The sequence below is a fragment of the Curtobacterium sp. 'Ferrero' genome, assembly GCF_002412165.1.
GTDB lineage: Bacteria > Actinomycetota > Actinomycetes > Actinomycetales > Microbacteriaceae > Curtobacterium.
In genome coordinates this window covers 75,913-94,970 of sequence record NZ_NXIA01000006.1, presented here as the reverse complement: position 1 = coordinate 94,970, position 19,058 = coordinate 75,913, and the positions used below count along the sequence as shown (strand labels likewise).

The 19,058-nt window shown below is 71.7% G+C and carries 19 protein-coding genes; 3 read left to right on the top strand and 16 right to left on the bottom strand.

Going from position 1 to position 19,058, the window contains the following annotated elements; all coding sequences use genetic code 11:
• Positions 1-5: 5 nt before the first annotated feature.
• Positions 6-617 carry a class I SAM-dependent methyltransferase gene (locus Csp2054_RS07765; protein ID WP_096898731.1) on the top strand — a complete coding sequence of 204 codons (612 nt, stop codon included), beginning with the start codon at positions 6-8 and terminating at the stop codon, positions 615-617.
• A 281-nt stretch (positions 618-898) separates the two neighbouring features.
• On the opposite strand, the gene dapF is transcribed toward Csp2054_RS07765, so the two are convergent.
• The 14 genes from dapF to Csp2054_RS07695 all read right to left on the bottom strand — a co-directional run bounded on the left by dapF (position 899) and on the right by Csp2054_RS07695 (position 16,167).
• The gene (dapF, locus tag Csp2054_RS07760) at positions 899-1,789 is read right to left on the bottom strand and encodes a diaminopimelate epimerase (RefSeq protein ID WP_096898730.1); all 891 of its coding nucleotides are present in this window, start codon (positions 1,787-1,789) and stop codon (positions 899-901) included.
• On the bottom strand, positions 1,786-2,748 hold the full coding sequence (gene miaA, locus Csp2054_RS07755; protein ID WP_096898776.1) for a tRNA (adenosine(37)-N6)-dimethylallyltransferase MiaA: 963 nt from the start codon (positions 2,746-2,748) through the stop codon (positions 1,786-1,788). Before miaA ends, dapF begins: the two co-directional genes overlap by 4 nt.
• Before the next feature lie 160 nt (positions 2,749-2,908).
• Positions 2,909-4,402 (bottom strand): tRNA (N6-isopentenyl adenosine(37)-C2)-methylthiotransferase MiaB, encoded by a 1,494-nt coding sequence (gene miaB / locus Csp2054_RS07750; RefSeq protein WP_096898729.1) that lies wholly within the window; start codon positions 4,400-4,402, stop codon positions 2,909-2,911.
• 73 nt (positions 4,403-4,475) lie between these two features.
• The gene (locus Csp2054_RS07745; protein WP_096898728.1) at positions 4,476-5,459 is read right to left on the bottom strand and encodes a regulatory protein RecX; all 984 of its coding nucleotides are present in this window, start codon (positions 5,457-5,459) and stop codon (positions 4,476-4,478) included.
• Positions 5,456-6,523, bottom strand: coding sequence for a recombinase RecA (recA, locus tag Csp2054_RS07740; RefSeq protein WP_096898727.1), 1,068 nt, complete (start codon positions 6,521-6,523; stop codon positions 5,456-5,458). Before recA ends, Csp2054_RS07745 begins: the two co-directional genes overlap by 4 nt.
• Before the next feature lie 254 nt (positions 6,524-6,777).
• Positions 6,778-7,002 carry a DUF3046 domain-containing protein gene (locus tag Csp2054_RS07735; RefSeq protein WP_096898726.1) on the bottom strand — a complete coding sequence of 75 codons (225 nt, stop codon included), beginning with the start codon at positions 7,000-7,002 and terminating at the stop codon, positions 6,778-6,780.
• 235 nt (positions 7,003-7,237) lie between these two features.
• Complete coding sequence (locus tag Csp2054_RS07730; RefSeq protein ID WP_058725115.1) at positions 7,238-7,546, bottom strand: helix-turn-helix domain-containing protein; 309 nt, start codon at positions 7,544-7,546, stop codon at positions 7,238-7,240.
• Positions 7,547-7,700: 154 nt separating this feature from the next.
• Positions 7,701-8,216, bottom strand: coding sequence for a CinA family protein (locus Csp2054_RS07725; protein ID WP_096898725.1), 516 nt, complete (start codon positions 8,214-8,216; stop codon positions 7,701-7,703).
• Positions 8,213-8,851 (bottom strand): CDP-diacylglycerol--glycerol-3-phosphate 3-phosphatidyltransferase, encoded by a 639-nt coding sequence (gene pgsA, locus Csp2054_RS07720; RefSeq protein ID WP_176491613.1) that lies wholly within the window; start codon positions 8,849-8,851, stop codon positions 8,213-8,215. Before pgsA ends, Csp2054_RS07725 begins: the two co-directional genes overlap by 4 nt.
• Positions 8,852-8,856: 5 nt before the next feature.
• A complete protein-coding gene (locus Csp2054_RS07715) occupies positions 8,857-11,772 on the bottom strand; it encodes an FtsK/SpoIIIE family DNA translocase (protein WP_096898723.1) in 2,916 nt (971 codons plus the stop codon).
• Between the two features lie 121 nt (positions 11,773-11,893).
• Positions 11,894-13,570 (bottom strand): ribonuclease J, encoded by a 1,677-nt coding sequence (locus Csp2054_RS07710; protein ID WP_096898722.1) that lies wholly within the window; start codon positions 13,568-13,570, stop codon positions 11,894-11,896.
• A 48-nt stretch (positions 13,571-13,618) separates the two neighbouring features.
• Positions 13,619-14,596 carry a 4-hydroxy-tetrahydrodipicolinate synthase gene (gene dapA, locus Csp2054_RS07705; RefSeq protein ID WP_096898721.1) on the bottom strand — a complete coding sequence of 326 codons (978 nt, stop codon included), beginning with the start codon at positions 14,594-14,596 and terminating at the stop codon, positions 13,619-13,621.
• Between the two features lie 207 nt (positions 14,597-14,803).
• Entirely contained in the window at positions 14,804-15,340 is a 537-nt protein-coding gene (locus tag Csp2054_RS07700) for a dihydrofolate reductase (RefSeq protein WP_096898720.1), read from the bottom strand.
• Entirely contained in the window at positions 15,340-16,167 is an 828-nt protein-coding gene (locus tag Csp2054_RS07695) for a thymidylate synthase (RefSeq protein WP_176491612.1), read from the bottom strand. Before Csp2054_RS07695 ends, Csp2054_RS07700 begins: the two co-directional genes overlap by 1 nt.
• A gap of 90 nt (positions 16,168-16,257) precedes the next feature.
• On the opposite strand from Csp2054_RS07695, the gene Csp2054_RS07690 reads away from it, so the two are divergent.
• Entirely contained in the window at positions 16,258-17,178 is a 921-nt protein-coding gene (locus tag Csp2054_RS07690; RefSeq protein WP_096898718.1) for a TIGR01777 family oxidoreductase, read from the top strand.
• A gap of 120 nt (positions 17,179-17,298) precedes the next feature.
• Here the strand turns inward: Csp2054_RS07690 and Csp2054_RS07685 are convergent, their stop codons facing one another.
• Both Csp2054_RS07685 and Csp2054_RS07680 read right to left on the bottom strand, forming a co-directional pair.
• On the bottom strand, positions 17,299-17,709 hold the full coding sequence (locus Csp2054_RS07685) for a tetratricopeptide repeat protein (protein ID WP_096898775.1): 411 nt from the start codon (positions 17,707-17,709) through the stop codon (positions 17,299-17,301).
• Positions 17,710-17,760: 51 nt separating this feature from the next.
• The gene (locus Csp2054_RS07680; RefSeq protein ID WP_255252653.1) at positions 17,761-18,507 is read right to left on the bottom strand and encodes a 4-hydroxy-tetrahydrodipicolinate reductase; all 747 of its coding nucleotides are present in this window, start codon (positions 18,505-18,507) and stop codon (positions 17,761-17,763) included.
• Positions 18,508-18,530: 23 nt separating this feature from the next.
• On the opposite strand from Csp2054_RS07680, the gene Csp2054_RS07675 reads away from it, so the two are divergent.
• The gene (locus Csp2054_RS07675) at positions 18,531-19,022 is read left to right on the top strand and encodes a GNAT family N-acetyltransferase (protein ID WP_096898716.1); all 492 of its coding nucleotides are present in this window, start codon (positions 18,531-18,533) and stop codon (positions 19,020-19,022) included.
• Positions 19,023-19,058: the final 36 nt, after the last annotated feature.

Below are 19,058 nucleotides of genomic sequence, written 5' to 3'. Positions count from 1 at the left end.
CATCCATGGCGAACGAGCACTACTTCTCCGCGAACCCGTCGTCGCCGGTCCGCGAGCGCCAGGTGCACGTCACGCTCGCCGGTCGACCGCTCACGCTGAGCACGGCGGCCGGGGTCTTCAGTCCCGACGGGGTGGACCGCGGGACGAAGGTGCTGCTCGGCTCGGCGCCGCCGCCGGCGACCTCCGGGGCGCTCCTCGACATCGGCTGCGGATGGGGTCCGATCGCGATCACCATGGCCCTCGAGTCACCCGACGCACAGGTGTGGGGTGTCGACGTCAACGAACGGGTGCTCGGACTCGCCCGTGCCAACGCCGCCACGGCCGGGGCGTCCAACGTCACGATCGCCCTTCCCGACGACGTGCCGACGGACCTCCGCTTCCGGACGATCTGGTCGAACCCGCCGATCCGGGTGGGCAAGGACGAGCTGCACCAGATCCTGCTCACGTGGCTGCCCAGGCTCGAGGTCGGCGGCGACGCCTGGTTGGTGGTCTCGAAGGACCTCGGCGGCGACTCCCTGCAGCGCTGGCTGCACGACACGCTCGGCCCGGACCACACGGTGTCGCGGGCCTCGACCGACAAGGGCTTCCGGGTCATCCGGGTACACCGCGTCGCGTAGGACGCGCGCCGCGCGATCCGGACCGGGAACCCCGCTTCGCGGGGGACTCGCGCTGCGCGATCCGGACCGGGGACCCCGATTCGCGCGGGACGCACGCCACGCGATCCGGACCGGGGACCCCGATTCGCGGGGGATGCGCGCCGCGCGATCCGGACTGGAGGCGCGGTGCGCGTCACCGACGTCGGTCACGCACCACGGGCCTCCCATCCGCGGCGGGGACGACCCGCACCGAGCCGCGGCGACCCGTCGAGGCCTGTCGCGCCGGCGCGACGGCACACCGCTCAGACGGTCAGGTCTCCGGAGAAGACCAGCTCCGCCGGCCCGGACAACGCGACGTGCTCGCCGTCCTCCGCCGCGAACATCCGCACGGTGACGACACCACCGGGGACCCGCACGCGCCAGGTGTCGGGCGCACCGGACCCGGCCCAGTACCGGGTCGCGAGCGCCGCGGCGACCGCCCCGGTGCCGCAGGACAGGGTCTCGCCGCTCCCCCGCTCGTGCACGCGCATGGTGATCTCGCCGACGCCGTCGTTGATGAGCGGATCGCCGGGGAGCACGAACTCGACGTTCGCACCGGCGTCGGGGGCCGGGTCGAGCACCGGGACGTAAGTGAGGTCGAGGTCGGCGACCTCGTCCTCCGTCGCGACGGCGACGACGACGTGCGGGTTGCCCACGTCGATCCCGATGCCGGGCCGTGCGCCGTCGAGGTTCTTCGCGCGGACGAGCACGTCGTCGGCGCCGCCACCCTCGATGCCGAGCCCCCAGCGGCCGAGGTCGGCCTGGAACCCGTTCGTCGTGCGCTGGATGTCGACCAGGCCCTTCCGGCTGCCGACCGTCAGCGTCTCACCGGGCGCCAGGTCCACCAGGCCCGCCTCGGTCAGGTACCGGGCGAACACGCGGATCCCGTTGCCGCACATCTCGGCGACCGACCCGTCGGCGTTGTGGTAGTCCATGAACCAGACCGCCTCGGGTGCGTCCGCGACCAGGGCGCGTCCCTCGGGCAGTGCCTCGGACCGCACCGCGCGGATGACGCCGTCGCCGCCCACCCCGAACCGTCGGTCCGCGATCGCCCGGATGCGCTCGGGGGTGAGGTCGACGGTGGCGTCGGGGTCGGCGAACAGCACGAAGTCGTTGCCGGTCCCCTGCCCCTTGGTGAAGTGCAGCTCGGTCACGGGACCAGCCTACGGGCCAGGTCGGACAACGCCGACCGGTCGGCGCCGGTGACGTCGAGGTCCTCCGCCGTCGCGTACCGCTTGAACCAGGCGACCTGCCGCCGGGCGTACTTGCGGGTCGCGAGGCTCGTCGCGTCGACTGCCTCCGCGACGCTCGCCTCCCCCCGCAGCACGTCGAGTGCCTGCGCGTACCCGATCGCCCGGGACGCCGTCCGGCCGCGCTCGAGCCCTGCGGCGCGCAGGCGCTCCACCTCGTCCACCAGCCCGGTGTCGAACATCCGCTGCGCCCGCGCCTGCAGCGCGTCGACGAGGTGGGCTCGATCCCGCCGCAGGTGCAGGATGCGCGCCGGCCGCCAGGCGCGGGGCACGGACGGGAGGCTCGGGGTCACCACCTCGGATCGGCTCGCGATCTCGAGCGCGCGGATGAGCCGTCGCGGGTTGCGCGCGTCGATGGTGGCCGCGGCGTGCGGATCGAGGCTGCGGAGCCGTTCGAGCAGGATGCCCGGCCCGAGTTCGTCGTGCTCGCGTTCGAGTCGCGCCCGGAGCTCGGGGTCCGTGCCCGGGAAGTCGAGGTCGAAGAGCACCGCGGACACGTACAGGCCGCTGCCACCGGTGAGCACGGCGACACCGCCCTCGTCCAGGACCCGTTCGGCGTCCCGCCGAGCATCGCGCTGGTAGGCCGCGACGCTCGCCTCGTCGGTGACGTCGAGCACGTCGAGCTGCCGGTGTGGGATGCCGTGCCGTTCGGGGACGGTCAGCTTCGCGGTGCCGATGTCCATGCCGCGGTAGAGCTGCATCGCGTCGGCGTTGACGATCTCCACCGGGCGACCGGACGACCGCACCCGGTCCGCGATCGCCACGGCGAGGTCGGACTTCCCGGTGCCGGTCGCCCCGACGACCGCGATCAGGTCCGCGGAACGGCCGGTGCCGGGGCCGGGGCTTGGATCGGCCGGCGTCACGGAGTGGCCCGGGCTGGCCTGCGCCGCGACGCCGTTCTGGCTGGCCTGCGCCGCAGTGCCGTTCTGGACGGCCTGCGCCGCGGTGCCGTCCTGGACGGCCTGCACCGCGGGGCGGCTGCGACTGCCCGGTGCGCCGGTGCCGTCCCGGCCGCTCGTCGGGTCAGCTGCCGACACGGAGCGAGGGCAGACCGAGCGACACCGGACGCGGACCGTCGCCCGGCACGGTGGGCGTCGGCACGCCGCAGCTCTCCGCCTGCGCCCGGTCCCAGGCGTCCCCCGCCCGGGTCCGTCGGATGCGGAGCGGCCCGTCGTTGTCCGCGATGAGGAAGTGCGGCGCCGCACGGGTGACCTCCACCGTCACCACGTCGCCGGGACGGGGCACGTCGGAGCCGGCCGGCACCGAGAAGTGGACGAGCCGGGAGTCCTCGGCGCGACCGGAGAGCCGGTGCGTCGCGTCGTCCTTCTTGCCCTCGCCGGTCGCGACCAGCACCTCGACGCTCCGGCCGACCTGCGCGGCGTTCTCCTCCGCGGTGATGCGTTCCTGCAGCGCGATCAGACGTTCGTAGCGCTCCTGCACGACCTCCTTCGGGAGCTGGTCGGGCATCGTCGCGGCCGGCGTCCCCGGGCGGATCGAGTACTGGAACGTGAACGCGGACGCGAAGCGCGATGTCTCCACCACGCGCAGGGTGTCCTCGAAGTCCTCGTCCGTCTCCCCGGGGAACCCCACGATGATGTCCGTCGAGATCGCCGCGTGCGGGATCTTCGACCGCACCCGGTCGAGGATCCCGAGGAACCGCTCGCTCCGGTAGCTGCGCCGCATGGCCTTCAAGACCCGGTCGGAGCCGGACTGCAGCGGCATGTGCAACTGGGGCATCACGGTGGGCGTCTCCGCCATCGCGTCGATGACGTCGTCGGTGAACGCTGCCGGGTGCGGGCTCGTGAAGCGGATGCGCTCCAGGCCGTCGATCGCTCCCGCGGCACGCAGGAGCTTGCTGAACGCCTGGCGGTCACCGAACTCGACGCCGTAGGAGTTGACGTTCTGTCCGAGCAGCGTGACCTCGATCGCGCCGTCGTCGACGAGCGCCTGGATCTCGGCCAGGACGTCGCCCGGCCGACGGTCCTTCTCCTTGCCCCGCAGCGACGGGACGATGCAGAACGTGCAGGTGTTGTTGCAGCCGACCGAGATGGAGACCCACCCGCTGTAGGTCGAGTCACGCTTGGTCGGGAGCGTCGACGGGAAGACGTCGAGCGACTCGAGGATCTCGATCTGGGCCTCGTCGTTGTGCCGCGCGCGCTCGAGGAGCGTCGGGAGCGACCCCATGTTGTGCGTCCCGAACACGACGTCGACCCACGGCGCCTTCTCGAGGATGACGTTCTTGTCCTTCTGCGCCAGGCACCCGCCGACGGCGATCTGCATGCCGGGGTGCTCGCGCTTGACACCAGCGAGGTGCCCGAGGTTCCCGTAGAGGCGGTTGTCGGCGTTCTCACGCACGGCGCACGTGTTGATGACGACGACGTCGGCCTGCTCGCCGTCGGCCGCGACGTACCCGGCCGCGCGGAGCGACCCGCTGAGGCGCTCCGAGTCGTGCACGTTCATCTGGCACCCGTAGGTGCGGACTTCGTAGGTGCGGGGGCGCGCTTCGACGGTGGCCATGATCTCCCCAGTGTAGGTCGCCGGACAGGACGCGCCTGGCCCGGACAGCTCGGACGTCGTCCCCGACCCGGCGCTACTCGAAGCGGACGGTCCCGGGGCCGGACGCCGGTCGTCGGCCGGTGCCGTCGAGCGCCCGCTGGACCGCGATCCGCACCACGCCGGAGTTGTAGCCCTTGCGCATGAGGAAACCCGCCAGCCGACGTTCCGCGGTCTCGCGGTCGAGGCCACGGAGCTGCCCAGCCCGTTTCGCCGCGAGGTCGAGTGCGCGGACGAACTCGTCGTCCTCGTCGTCGGCCGCGGCATCCAGTGCCGTGTCGATGGCGCCCTGGTCGATGCCTCGGCGTCGGAGTTCCGCCACGACACCCTGCCGTCCGAGTCCCTTGCGTGCGTGGAGGCGGTCCACGAGGTCGGTCGCGAGTGCCACGTCGTCGAGCAGCCCGACCCGTGTGAGCCGGACGATCTCGTCCTCCACCACGCCCGGATCGAGGTCGTGCTGCGCGAGGGTCTTCCGCATCTCCGAGGTGCTCACTCCACGACGGCCGAGCGCCCGCATGCTCACGCGCTCGGCATCAGCTCGCTGCTCGACCAGCGGTCGCGGCGCGTCCTCGGGATCGAGCTCCTCGCCGTCGACGATCGCGAAGACCGAGGCGCGCGGGGCATCGGCCTCGTGGTCGTGGTCGTACCCGCCGCGCTCGCTCCGGACGCTCCGCCCGGTGGCGTCACCGACGACCGGCGACACCCACTCGGCCTGAGCGTGTGCACCCGTGATCGGCACGGGCGAGTCAGCATCGGCCCCGTCGGAAGCGCCCGACCCGTCGTCGGGGACGTGCGGACCACCGGACCGGGCATCACCCGACGGGGCGGCACCGGACCGGGCATCACCGGCCGGGGCGGCACCGGGCAGGGCATCACCGGCCGGGGCCACACCGAACCGGGCATCACCGGCCGGGGAAGGATGGCCGGCGCCCGGGGCACGACGAGACCGAGCACCGAACAGGTCGGTGACCGGTGCCAGATCGTCGTCGCCCCGGGTCGCGCGGCCGTCCGAGGAGGTCACGCGCCCTTGCGCTCGGCGAGCTTCGGCGCGATGGAGTCGACCGGCGCCTCCGCCGCGTCCTCCTTGGCACCGCCGATCCCGAGCTTGGCGAGGATCTTGCCCTCGATCTCCGCGGCGATCTCGGGGTTCTGGATGAGGAACGACCGCGAGTTCTCCTTGCCCTGCCCGAGCTGGTCGCCGTCGTAGGTGTACCAGGCACCCGACTTCTTGACGATGCCGTGGTCCACACCGAAGTCGAGCAACGAGCCTTCCCGCGAGATGCCGACCCCGTAGAGGATGTCGAACTCGGCCTGCTTGAACGGCGGCGCCATCTTGTTCTTGACGACCTTGACGCGGGTCCGGTTGCCGACCGCGTCCGTGCCGCTCTTCAGGGTCTCGATGCGCCGGATGTCGAGGCGGACGGACGCGTAGAACTTCAGCGCCTTGCCACCGGCGGTCGTCTCCGGGCTGCCGAAGAACACACCGATCTTCTCGCGCAGCTGGTTGATGAAGATCATCGTGGTCTGCGTCTGGTTCAGCCCACCCGCCAGCTTGCGGAGCGCCTGCGACATGAGGCGCGCCTGCAGACCGACGTGCGAGTCACCCATCTCGCCCTCGATCTCGGCACGGGGCACGAGCGCGGCGACCGAGTCGACGACGATGAGGTCGATCGAGCCGGAACGGACGAGCATGTCGGCGATCTCGAGCGCCTGCTCACCGGTGTCGGGCTGCGACACGAGCAGCGCGTCGATGTCGACACCGAGCTTCTTGGCGTACTCCGGGTCGAGGGCGTGCTCGGCGTCGATGAACGCCGCGATGCCACCGTTGCGCTGCGCGTTCGCGATGGCGTGCAGCGTCAGGGTCGTCTTACCGGAGGACTCCGGCCCGTAGATCTCGATGATGCGGCCGCGCGGGAGGCCGCCGATGCCGAGCGCGACGTCGAGCGCGACGGATCCGGTCGGGATGATGGAGACCGGCGCGCGCTCGTCCGAGCCGAGGCGCATGACGGTGCCCTTGCCGAACTGGCGGTCGATCTGGGCGAGAGCGGTCTCGAGGGCCTTCTCGCGGTCCTGGGGTGAGGGCATGGTCTGCGTCCTTCGTGCTCGATGTCGGCTGCCTGTAGGCTGTCGCGCCACCCCGGCCGGTGCTGCAAGGCCGGTGCTTCTGCGACAAGGCGTCGGGCCTGTCCCGATGTCGATCAACCTACGGCGGCCCACCGACATCGCTGCCGACGGACGCGCGGTCTGTGGAGAGAGCACCAGGACGAAGCCGCTGTGCAGGAAGCTACCACCGATCGAACACCCGTTCGAGCAACACGCCGAACACAGTTTCGGACGTGTCAGTCCTTCGGTTCCGCGAGGCCCTTGCCGTGCCGTCGTTCCACGGGCACGTCCTGCGAGTCGCACAGCGCGTCCCACACGGTCCGGGCGTCGACGCCGGCACGCAGGGCCTCCTCCGCGGAACGCCCGCCGATCGCCTCGAGCACGACGTCCCGCGTCACGACCGCGCCGTACGCCTCGCCGAACACCTGGTCGACTGCTCGCCAGAACTCACTCACCCGCACCCGACCACCCTAACGACGTGCTGTCGCGGTTCCACGACTCGCCGTCCGCTCGGCGTCGAGGTTCCACACCCGGCGCGATCGGGCGCCGAGATGCCGAGATTTCGGAACCCCGACGCCGGGCGAGGCGGGACGGGACCGGCGGCACGGGACGGGCGCGACGCCACGGCCGCGCCGACCACCACGAACGCGAACGCCCCCGCCGGCGGACCGGCGGGGGCGTTCGGTGCAGTGCGGGTCAGCGCACCGCGAGGTCGTTGTCGAACTCGGCGACGAGCTCGTCGGGCAGCGTGTCGGGGACCGGGGTGAGCCCCTCGACGACGGCGAGACGGTCACCCACCTCACGCATGATGGTGGAGATGGGGGTGTCGAGCGCGTCGGCGACCGAGGCGAGGATCTCGGAACTGGCCTCCTTCTGACCACGCTCCACCTCGCTGAGGTACCCGAGGGCCACGCTGGCCTTGGACGCGACCTGACGGAGGGTCCGGCCCTTCTGCAAGCGGAAGTCCCGAAGCACGTCGCCGATTTCCTGACGAACGAGAACCATGAGATCTCCTCCTTCCTGTCGTCTCCGCGCCCGCCCGACCGGGCTGGTCGGGTTCGGGTTCAGCAACAGTAGCGTTGCCGTTCGCAGCATGCTAACCACTGCGGCTTCGGTACTGCTGGAGATTGCGTCAGATGTAACCCAGCGGAAACGACGCCTATTCCCCGTGCCCGGGGACCGCTCCGCGTGCCGTGGACGACATCCGTGCCAGGAGTTCGGAGACGGTCTCCCGACGGATTGCCTCCCGGTCGCCGTCGAGGTGCAGCTCCCAGGCGGTCGCCCCGTCGGCGGACGCGATCCCGACGAACACGGTGCCGACCGCCTTGCCGTCCTGCGGGTCCGGTCCGGCGACCCCGGTGGTGCTGATCCCCCACGTCGCCGGTTCGCCGTCGACCGTGAGCACCTCGCGGACACCGGCGGCCATCTGGCGCGCGACCTCTGGGTCGACCGCACCGCGCGCGGCGAGCAGCGTCGCGGAGACACCGAGCACGGACGCCTTCACGGGGGTGGCGTAGGCGACCACGCCGCCCCGGACGACGGCACTCGCGCCCGGGACCCCCACGAGGGTCGCCACGACGAGGCCACCCGTGAGCGACTCCGCCACCGCGATCGTCTCCCCGCGCGCGGTCAGTGCCTCGACCACGGCCGCCGCGGTCGGGTCGGCTGCGCTCACGCGGCGGTCCGGTTGTGCTTCCAGGCCTGCCACAGGTAGTCGAGGCCGCTGAGGATCGTCGCCAGGAACGCCGCCGTCATCAGGATCCCGTTCACCCAGTGCGCCCAGTCCCCCACGAGCTGCCACCACGGGAACAGGGCGAGCGTGATCGCGACGGCCTGCAGGACGGTCTTCACCTTGCCGCCACGGCTCGCCGGGATCACCCGGTCGGACAGCACCGCGAAGCGGAACACGGTGATGCCGATCTCGCGGACCATGATGAGGACGGTCACGTACCACGGCAGTTCGCCGAGGATCGAGAGGGCGACGAGCGCACCGCCGATCAGGACCTTGTCGGCGATCGGGTCGACGAGCTTGCCGAAGTCCGTGACCAGGTTCTGCCGCCGCGCGATGATGCCGTCGGCACTGTCGGTGACGATCGCGACGACGAAGAGCACGGCTGCCCAGATCCGGACCGAGGTGTCCTGGCCCGCGTCGGCGAGCAGGAGCACGAAGAACAGCGGCGCCATGAGGATGCGCACCACGGTGATGATGTTCGCGACGTTGGCCGTCGACGCCGGCCCCTCGCCCTTGCGGACGAGTCGCCCGCGCCACGGGAACTGCGCCGCGCTGTGGTGGCCTTCCGTGCCGGTCATCGCACTCACTCCCTGCCGGTCAGTCCCCACGCGTCCTCGTCCGGTCCGTCGTCCGCTTCCTCAGGGTACCCGCGCGTCATGTCGCCGACCGGATCGGCTCCGTACCGATCGTCATCGCCGGGATCGCTCGGGGCCGCCTGCGCCACCGGGGCCTCCGGCGTCGGTGGTTCCTCACCGCGGAGCTTCGCGAGGACGCCGGGCAGCTGGTCCGGGGTCACGAGCACGTCGCGCGCCTTCGACCCCTCCGAGGGCCCGACGATGTCGCGGGACTCCATGAGGTCCATGAGCCGGCCTGCCTTGGCGAAGCCGACGCGGAGCTTGCGCTGCAGCATCGACGTCGAGCCGAACTGCGTCGACACGACCTGCTCGACGGCGGCGAGGAGCAGCTCGAGGTCGTCACCGATGTCCGCGTCGATCTCCTTGCGCTCGACGACGGCCTGGACGTCCTGGCGGTACTCGGGCCGGGCCTGCCGGGTGACGTGCGCGACCACCTCGGCGACCTCGCTCTCCTGCACCCAGGCACCCTGCACGCGCAGCGCCTTCGACGAGCCCATCGGGAGGAACAGCGCGTCACCCTGGCCGATGAGCTTGTCGGCGCCCGGCTGGTCGAGGATGACGCGGGAGTCGGTGACGCTCGTGACGGCGAACGCGACACGGGACGGCACGTTCGCCTTGATCAGACCGGTGATGACGTCCACCGAGGGCCGCTGCGTCGCGAGCACCAGGTGGATGCCGGCGGCGCGCGCGAGCTGGGTGATGCGGACGATCGACTCCTCGACGTCGCGGGGCGCCACGAGCATGAGGTCGGCGAGCTCGTCCACCACGACGAGCAGGTACGGGTACGGCTTGAGCTTCCGCTCGCTGCCCGCCGGCAGGATGATCTCGTCGTTCTCGATCGCCTTGTTGAAGTCGTCGACGTGCCGGAACCCGAACGACGCGAGGTCGTCGTACCGCATGTCCATCTCCTTCACGACCCACTGCAGCGCCTCGGCCGCCTTCTTCGGGTTCGTGATGATGGGCGTGATGAGGTGCGGGACGCCTGCGTAGATCGAGAGCTCGACGCGCTTCGGGTCGACGAGGACCATGCGAACCTCGGACGGCTTCGCGCGCATGAGCAGCGACGTGATCATCGAGTTGATGAACACCGACTTGCCGGACCCCGTCGACCCCGCGACGAGCAGGTGCGGCATCTTCGCGAGGTTCGCGACGACGAACCCGCCCTCGACGTCCTTGCCGACGCCGATCGTCATCGGGTGCTTCGACTTGCGGGCCGCGTTCGACCGGAGGACGTCGCCGAGCGACACGGTCTCGCGGTCGGAGTTCGGGATCTCGACGCCGATGGCGCTCTTGCCGGGGATGGGCGAGAGGATGCGCACCTCGTTCGAGGCGACGGCGTACGAGAGGTTCTTCGACAGCGCCGTGACGCGCTCGACCTTGACGCCCGGACCGAGCTCGATCTCGTAGCGCGTGACCGTCGGCCCGCGGGAGAACCCGGTGACCTTCGCGTCGACCTTGAACTCCGTCAGCACGCCGGTGATCGCCGCGACGATGTCGTCGTTCGCCTGGCTGCGCGCGACGGACGGTGTGCCCGGGCTCAGCGTGGTCGCCGCCGGCAGGCGGTAGGGCTTGTCCGGGTCCTCGTCGTCCGCAGCGGCGGACAGGCCGTCGGCCGACTCGTCGACCGGGTCCTCGGCCGGGAGGCTCGGCGAGACCACCGGGGACACCCCGGCATCAGGACGGGTCGCCTCGCCCAGCGTCGGCTCGGCCACGGGGGCGGGTGCGGGTGCGGCAGGCACCTCTGCGCCGAAGTCGCGGAGCGCCTGCTCGGCCTGCTCGAGGTCCTGTTCGACCGAGTCGTTGAGGTTGACGGACCCGGGCTCGGACGGCGTGTGGTCGATCAGCCCGGCGGCTGCGCCCGCGTTCGGAGACACCGTCGGCGGCGCCGTCGGTGCGGCCTGCGTCGCGGCGGCGGGCAGCACGGGGCTGTCGAACGCCGGGTCTTCCTCGCGTCCGGACTTGTTGCGGCGCCACCAGGGGACGGTCTCGGCGGACTCGTCGGTGGGTGCGCCGTCCTCGCCGAATCCGAGGTCGTCGAAGAGCTGGAACTCCTGGGAGTCCTTCTTCCCCCGACCGCGCGGCTTCCGCGGGGCCGGCTCGGCGACGGTGTCCGTGCCGTCGTCGACGGGGGCCGGTGCCGGGGCGCCGAAGAGGTACGCGTAGAGCTCGTGCAGGCGTCGGCCGGTCTTGTTCGGCGGCGTCTTGGTGATGATGAAGAGCGAGAGCACGAGCAGGACGACGGCCACCGGCACGGCCACCCACGCGGTCGCGATCGTGACGAGCCAGCCGATGACGACCCACCCGAGCACACCGCCGGCGGTCGCGAGGGCGGGCATGCCGTCGGCAGCACTGGGCTGGCCGCCGAACACGTGGCACAGCGACGAGATCGAGACGAGCAGGATGCCGAGCCCGATGCCGATCCGCGTGTTGTCGTGCACGGACGCCGGGTGCCGGAAGAGCCAGCCCGCGAACACCACCATGATCACGGGGAGCGCGAACGCCAACCGTCCGAACAACCCGCCGAACGTGTACGCGTCGAGGTTCACGGACACGGCGCTCGTGGGGTTCAGCCACTCGACGACCGCGCCCGCGACCGCCAGGACGACGAGCAGGAACGGGAACCCGTCGCGACGCTGGTCCTTCTCGAGGGACTCCTTGCCGAGCACGCGGAACAGCGCCCCGACGCCGTGCGCCATCGCCAGCCAGAAGGTGACCAGGGGGTTCTGCTCCCGGAACACCGGGGGCTGCGTGGCCGCGGGGAGCTTCTTCGTCGTGGCCTGGGTGCGCGACGTCCCGCGCGTCCCGCTCCCACGGGACGACGAGGACGCGCGCGAGCGCGTGGTCGACTTGGTGCCTCCGGCCATGGGCACGACCCTAATCCTGACCGGGGACAAACGAGCGGAGGCCCGCCGCAGCGTCCGTGACGGACGTGTGGCGGGCCTCCCGGCCGGACGAGCGCGTGAGCGCGCGTGAGCGGGGCGCGACCTACGCCTCGATGACCACCGGGACGATCATCGGGCGACGACGGTGCTTCGAGTTGACCCAGCGGCCGACCGTGCGCCGGACCACCTGGCTGAACGCGTGCTGGTCGCGGGTGCCGTTCGCCGCGGCCTCGGCCAGCGCCTTCGCGATCTGCGGGCGGACGTCGTCGAAGACGGAGTCGTCCTCGGCGAAGCCGCGCGACTGGATCTCCGGTCCGACCACGCACTGCCCGGTCGTGAAGTCGACCGCGCAGAAGATGGAGATGAAGCCCTCCTCCGCGAGGACCCTGCGGTCCTTCAGGTCGGCGTCGGTGATCTCGCCCACGGTCGAGCCGTCGACGTATACGTAGCCGATGTCGAGCTGGCCGGCGACGCGGACCTCGCCGTCCTTGAGGTCGACGACGATGCCGTCCTGGCCGAGGATCACGTTCTTCGGCGGGACGCCGGTCTGGATCGCGAGGTCGGCGCTGGCGTACAGGTGGCGGTGCTCACCGTGCACGGGCAGCACGTTCTTCGGCCGGAGGATGTTGTAGCAGTAGAGCAGCTCGCCGGCGCTGGCGTGTCCGGAGACGTGCACCCGCGCGTTGCCCTTGTGCACGACCTTCGCGCCGAGCTTGGTGAGCCCGTCGATCACCCGGTAGACGGCGTTCTCGTTCCCGGGGATGAGCGAGGACGCGAGGATGACCGTGTCGCCCTCGCCGATCTCGATCTGGTGCTCGAGGTTCGCCATGCGCGCGAGGACGGCCATCGGCTCGCCCTGGGACCCGGTCGACATGTAGACGATCTGGTCGTCCGGGACGTTCTTCGCCTTCTTCGTGTCGATGAGGACGTCGTCCGGCACCCGGAGGTAGCCGAGCTCGGCGGCGATCGTCATGTTGCGGATCATCGAGCGGCCCATGAACGCGACCTTGCGGTTCGCGGCGGCCGCGGCGTCGAGCACCTGCTGCACGCGGTGCACGTGCGACGAGAAGCTCGCCACGACGACCTTCTTCCGGGCGCGCGTGATGATGTTCTCGAGCACGGGTCCGATGTCGCGCTCGGGCGCGGTGAAGCCCGGGACGTCGGCGTTCGTCGAGTCCGGCAGGAACAGGTCGACGCCCTGCTCCCCCAGTCGGGCGAACGCACGGAGGTCCGTGATGCGGTCGTCCAGCGGGAGCTGGTCCATCTTGAAGTCGCCCGTGTGCAGGACCCGACCGGCGGGGGTCGTGATCGCGACGGCGAGGGCGTCCGGGATGGAGTGGTTCACGGCGACGAACTCGAGGTGGAACGGGCCGAGCTGCTCGGTCTGGTCCTCCTGCACGACGAGCGTGTAGGGCTTGATCCGGTGCTCCTTGAGCTTCGCCTCGACGAGCGCGAGGGTCAGCGTGGAGCCGATCAGCGGGATGTCGCCCTTGAGCTTGAGCAGGTACGGGACGGCACCGATGTGGTCCTCGTGGCCGTGGGTGAGCACGACGCCGAGGACGTCGTCGAGGCGGTCCCGGATGGGCGCGAAGTCCGGCAGGATGAGGTCGACACCGGGCTGGTGCTCCTCCGGGAACAGCACGCCCGCGTCGACGACGAGGAGCTTGCCCTCGTACTCGTACACGGTCATGTTGCGACCGATCTCGCCGAGTCCCCCGACGGGGACGACGCGGAGGGTGCCGGCTTCGAGCGGCTGCGGTTCGGAGATCTGGGTGGGCATTCGGTCCTGACTGTCGTGCGACGCACTGCCCGTGCGCCGCGGTCTTTCCTAACGTGTGGTGCCTGGCACCTTCGGCAGTGCGCCGCCGGCCGCCGCGTTGCGGTCCGGGCGGAAGTTCGAGAAGTCGGCGCCCGGGATGTCCCGGACCGCTTCGAGGGAGGTCTCGATGGCGTACGCCTCGGTGTCCTCCGGCCCGACGAGGGGCAGGCGGACGCGCGGGCTGCCGATGCGGCCGAGCCCGTGCAGGATGTACTTCGCCGCGACGGTGCCGGGCACGTGGGTCATGACGGCGCGGACGAGCGGCTCGACGCGCTTGTGCTCGGCGGTCGCGGTCGCGAGGTCGCCGCGGTTCACGGCGTCCACGATCGTGCGGTACGGCGTCGACGTGATGTTCGCGGTGACGCCGATGAGTCCGGTGGCGCCGATCGACAGGTGCGGGAGCACGTTCGTGTCGTCGCCGGAGAAGTACATGAGGTCGGTGTTGTTGAGCACCCGGGAGACCTCGGCGAAGTCGCCCTTGGCGTCCTTCACCGCGAGGATGTTCGGGTGGTGCGAGGCCCGGACGATGGTCTCGTACGTGATCGGGATGCCCGTGCGTCCGGGGATGTCGTAGAGGATCACCGGCAGGTCGGTCGCGTCCGCGATCATCCGGAAGTGCGTGAGGACACCCGCCTGGGTCGGCTTGTTGTAGTACGGCGTGACGATCATGACGCCGTCGGCGCCGGCCTTCTCGCTCTGCTTGTAGAGGTGGATCGCGTGCGCGGTCTCGTTCGAGCCGCCGCCGGTGATGATCTTCGCGCGACCGGCCGCGACGGACTTGCCGACCTCGACCAGACGGAGCTTCTCCGGGTCCGTGAGCGTGGAGGTCTCGCCCGTGGTGCCCGTGACGACGATGCCGTCGGCCCCGGCCGTGATGCAGTCGTCGATGTGCTGCTCGACGCCCGGCCAGTCGACCTCGCCGTCGGCGGTGAACGGGGTCACGAGGGCGACGAGGACCTGACCGAAGGGATTCTCACGCGGGGACACGGGGTCCAGCGTACCGGGGTCGGGCGACGATCCCGCAGTCCGGGTGGACGGTGGCCGGCCGGGAGGTGGCTGCCCGAGGAACCAGGTTCCGGACACAGCACTACGCAAAAGCGCGGTGTGGTGTCCGGAACCTGGTTCCGTCGACGGTCTGGAGGCACGGGGCGGCCCCGGCGGGCGCGTCCGGTCGCGCGCGCCGCGGGCGCGCGCTCAGGCCCGGCGCCACTCCAGGAAGCGGAAGCGGGTGCCGTCGACGCGGGACTCCTGCCACGGGCCCTCCTCGACGAGGGTCCACCCCTCGCCGAGCTCCGGCGCGAGCGTGTCGCCCGGGACCTCGAGGTCGACGACGGTCTCGGCGACCCGGTCGGCGAAGGCGAGTCCGGCCGCGTACACCTGCCCGCCGCCCATGATCCACACGGGCTCGTCCGTGTCGAGCGCGGCCGCCAGGTCGTGCGCCACCTCGGCCCCGGCGGCCTGGTCGGAGGACGCCCACGCCGCGTCGCGGGTGAGCACGACGTTCCGCCGCCCGGGCAGCGGCCGGAACCGCGGCGGGAGGGACTCCCACGTCCGCCGGCCCATCACCACGGTGGCGTCGCCCGTGACCTGCCGGAAGTGTGCGAGGTCCTCCGGGACGTGCCACGGCATCCCACCGTCGACGCCGATGACCCCGGACCGGGACCGCGCCCAGACCATGCCCACACCGCGGACGGGCTCCGTCCACCCGCCCGTCGCGGCAGCGTCCGACATCAGACGGCGACCGCGGCCGAGATGGCGGGGTGGTGGTGGTAGCCGACCACCTCGAGGTCCTCGTACACGTAGTCGTCGATCGAGTCCCGCGGCGCGAGACGCAGCGTCGGCATCGGGTACGCCGTGCGGGTGAGCTGCTCACGGACCTGGTCGACGTGGTTGTCGTAGACGTGGCAATCGCCTCCGGTCCACACGAAGTCGCCGACCTCGAGCCCGGTCTGCGCGGCGATCATGTGCGTGAGCAACGCGTACGAGGCGATGTTGAACGGGACGCCGAGGAACATGTCCGCGCTCCGCTGGTAGAGCTGGCACGAGAGCTTGCCGTCGTTCACCCAGAACTGGAAGAACGCATGACAGGGGGCGAGCGCCATGTCGGGCACGTCGGCCACGTTCCACGCCGACACGATGAGCCGGCGGGAGTCGGGGTCCGTGCGGATCTGCTCGATCACCTGCGCGATCTGGTCGACGTGCTCGCCCGACGGAGTCGGCCAGGAGCGCCACTGCACGCCGTACACCGGGCCGAGGTCGCCGTCCTCGCCGGCCCACTCGTTCCAGATCCGGACGCCGTGCTCCTGCAGCCACCGGGCGTTGCCGTCGCCGCGGAGGAACCAGAGCAGCTCGTACGCGACGGACTTGAAGTGGACGCGCTTGGTCGAGACGAGCGGGAAGCCCTTCGAGAGGTCGTAGCGCAGCTGCGCGCCGAAGATGCTGCGCGTCCCCGTGCCGGTGCGGTCACCCTTCGGCGCGCCCTCCTCCAGCACGCGGCGCAGCAGGTCCTCGTACGGGGTGGGGACGGTGGGATCGGGCTGCACGGTCTCGTCGGTCACGGAACCGAGCGTAGACGCGACCACCCACATCGGCGACCTCACAGCTGCCACGCGGGCCGCGCCTCCCGACCGCTGGGTAGCGTTGTCCGCATGGCCGACACGACCCCCCAGCCGCTCTCGATCCTGGTCGCCGGTGCGTCCGGCTTCATCGGCACGCCGCTCGTCCGCGCGCTGCGCGACGCCGGACACCACGTGACCACGCTCGTCCGCCGCGAGCCGCACTCCCCCACCGAGTTCCGCTGGTCCCCGGGCTCCCGGCCCCTCGACCCGGCGATCGTCGACGGCGCCGACGTGGTGGTCAACCTCTCCGGCGCGAGCATCGGCAAGCTCCCGTGGACGGAGTCCTACAAGCAGGAGATCCTGCGCTCGCGGGTCACCGCCACCGAGACGCTCGTCGAGGCGATGCGGCACGCCGAGCACCCGCCGGCGCTGTTCCTCTCCGGGTCGGCCTCGGGGGTGTACGGGGACCGACCGACCGACGTGCTCGAGGACGACGCCCCCGCCGGCACCGGCTTCCTCGCCGAGGTCTGCACCGCGTGGGAGTCCGCCGCCACCGCCGCTCCGGACGGCGTCCGCGTCGTGCTCCTGCGCACCGGCATCGTCGTGGGCCAGGGCGGGGGCGCGCTCGCACCCCTGGTCCCGCTCACCAAGGCGGGGCTCGGCGGACGGCTCGGCACCGGGGGACAGTTCTGGCCGTGGATCGCCCTGGACGACGAGGTCGGCGCGATCGTGCACCTCGCCACGAGTCCCGACGCCGCGGAGGTGAGCGGTCCGGTGAACCTCGCGGGACCGGAGCCCGCCGTCGCCGACCGGATCACCCACCGCGTCGCCGAGGTGCTGCACCGCCCGTACCTCTTCCGGATGCCCGAGTTCGCGCTCCGGCTGGTGCTCCGCGAGGCAGCCGACGAGATGCTCCTGTCGAACCAGCGGATGGTCCCGACGAAGCTGCTGGGGTCGGGCTACGCGTTCCGGTACACGCGTGCCGAGGACGCGGTCGACGCCGCGTTCTGAACGCGCCCGGACGACGGCCGGGAGGCGCGTGGCGGGCCCGCCACGTCCTCCCTCGCAGGCTCGGTCGGCGAGGCTCGCGTGGCGCTGGCGCGCCACCGCTGAGCGAGCCGCGCCAGGCCGTCACCGGGACGCTCTGGTGAGCGCTTCGCGCATCGCGGCCCTGGCCCGCTTGCGGTCGCCGGCCGCGTCGTAGACGACGCCGAGCCGGTACCAGCCACGCCAGTCCGACGGGTCCTGCTCGACGGCCTCCCGGTAGCGCGGGAAGAGCGCGTCGGCGGCCTCGCGCGTCGGCCTGCCGGAGGGCCGCACCTCGACGACGTCGTCCGGGGCGCCGCCCTCCGCCTCGAGCCGTGCTCCGAGCCGGGTGATCCGGAAGCCGAACCGGAGCTCCAGCACGAGCAGCACCAGCCCGATCGCGGCGACGACGAACAGCGCCACCCCGATGCCGATGCCCGCGGCGACGCCGGACGCGATGAAGGCCACGGCACGCTGGGCGACCACGACGATGTAGAGCACGAGGAGCACCGCCATGAGCGCGGCGCCCCAGAACGGCGAGCGCAGCAGGGATCGCACGCTGCCGCCTCAGCCGATGCCGAGGACGCTGCCGAGCCCCACGGTGAGGCCCCGCTGCGACACGACCGAGGACAGCGCCGCACGGATGCCCGCGACGTACGCGACGTCGTCGTTCGTGTCGTGCCGGATCGTCAGGGTCTCGCCGGGGCCGCTGAGCAGGACGTCCTGCACGGCCTTCACGCCCGGCAGGCGCAGCGAGTGGATCGGGACGCTCGCGACCTGCTGCCCACGGGCGCGCTGGTCGACGTGCGGTGCGTCGACCGGACCGACCTCACGGCGGGCGTCGGCGATGAGCTCGGCGGTCCGGACGGCCGTCCCCGAGGGCGAGTCCACCTTGCCGGCGTGGTGCGTCTCGACGATCTCGACCGCGGGGAACCACGGCGCGGCGATGGTCGCCAGGTGGGTGCCGAGCACGGACCCGATCGAGAAGTTCGGGACCACGAGGACGCCCTGGTCCGGCCGGGCCTCGAGGCCGGCGCGGAGCTTCGCCAGCCGGTCCTGCGACCAGCCGGACGTCCCGACGAGCACGTTCGCACCGCCCGCGAGCGCGTTCTCGACGATCGCCGGGCTCAGCGCGGGGACGGTCACGTCGACGACGAGCTCCGCGCCCGCGAACACCGACGGCGGGGCCTCGTGCGCGCCGTCCTTCGACGACAGCCGCGCGACGAGCTCGAAGTCGGGCAGTTCCTCGACCACCGAGGCCACGAGGGCCCCGAGTCGACCGGTGGCGCCGACGACGGCGACGGGAGTGACCATGTGCTCCATCCTAGGATCGGGGCATGCCGCTCGACGTCAGGACCGTGCCCGCCGACCTGCCCGAGGTGGACGCCCTGCTCGACGCCTACCTCGACGAGCGGGAGCGCACGTTCCCGAGCACCCAGGGGACGTACTCGCGCAAGCGGACGCCGGCGTCGGAGTTCGTCCCGCCGACCGGGGTGTTCGTCGTCGCCTACGAGGACGGCGAGCCGGTCGGGTGCGGCGGACTCCGACGGATCGCGGACGACCGCACCGATGGCGGTCCGGTCGACGTCCGGTTCGAGGTGAAGCACGTGTACGTGTCGCCTGCGGGTCGGGGACGCGGGGTCGCGACCGCGGTCATGGACGAGCTGGAGCGACGGGGGGCGGCGATGGGCGCGACGAGCATCGTGCTCGACACCAACGACTCGCTGGCGGCGGCGGGGGCGATGTACCGCAGCCGCGGCTACGAGCGCGTCGCGCCCTTCAACGAGAACCCGAACGCGACCGCCTGGTACCGCAAGCCGGCTCACTGAGGCGATCCGCGCCTCCAGGCAGGGTCGCTGACACCG

Coding starts and splice junctions, on each gene's coding strand:
- Csp2054_RS07765 (WP_096898731.1), top strand. CDS start 6: ATGGCGAACGAGCACTACTTCTCCGCGAACCCGTCGTCGCCGGTCCGC.
- miaB (WP_096898729.1), bottom strand. CDS start 4,402: ATGGCCACCGTCGAAGCGCGCCCCCGCACCTACGAAGTCCGCACCTAC.
- recA (WP_096898727.1), bottom strand. CDS start 6,523: ATGCCCTCACCCCAGGACCGCGAGAAGGCCCTCGAGACCGCTCTCGCC.
- Csp2054_RS07730 (WP_058725115.1), bottom strand. CDS start 7,546: ATGGTTCTCGTTCGTCAGGAAATCGGCGACGTGCTTCGGGACTTCCGC.
- pgsA (WP_176491613.1), bottom strand. CDS start 8,851: ATGACCGGCACGGAAGGCCACCACAGCGCGGCGCAGTTCCCGTGGCGC.
- Csp2054_RS07715 (WP_096898723.1), bottom strand. CDS start 11,772: ATGGCCGGAGGCACCAAGTCGACCACGCGCTCGCGCGCGTCCTCGTCG.
- Csp2054_RS07710 (WP_096898722.1), bottom strand. CDS start 13,570: ATGCCCACCCAGATCTCCGAACCGCAGCCGCTCGAAGCCGGCACCCTC.
- Csp2054_RS07700 (WP_096898720.1), bottom strand. CDS start 15,340: ATGTCGGACGCTGCCGCGACGGGCGGGTGGACGGAGCCCGTCCGCGGT.
- Csp2054_RS07690 (WP_096898718.1), top strand. CDS start 16,258: ATGGCCGACACGACCCCCCAGCCGCTCTCGATCCTGGTCGCCGGTGCG.
- Csp2054_RS07685 (WP_096898775.1), bottom strand. CDS start 17,709: ATGGCGGTGCTCCTCGTGCTCTACATCGTCGTGGTCGCCCAGCGTGCC.
- Csp2054_RS07680 (WP_255252653.1), bottom strand. CDS start 18,507: ATGGTCACTCCCGTCGCCGTCGTCGGCGCCACCGGTCGACTCGGGGCC.
- Csp2054_RS07675 (WP_096898716.1), top strand. CDS start 18,531: ATGCCGCTCGACGTCAGGACCGTGCCCGCCGACCTGCCCGAGGTGGAC.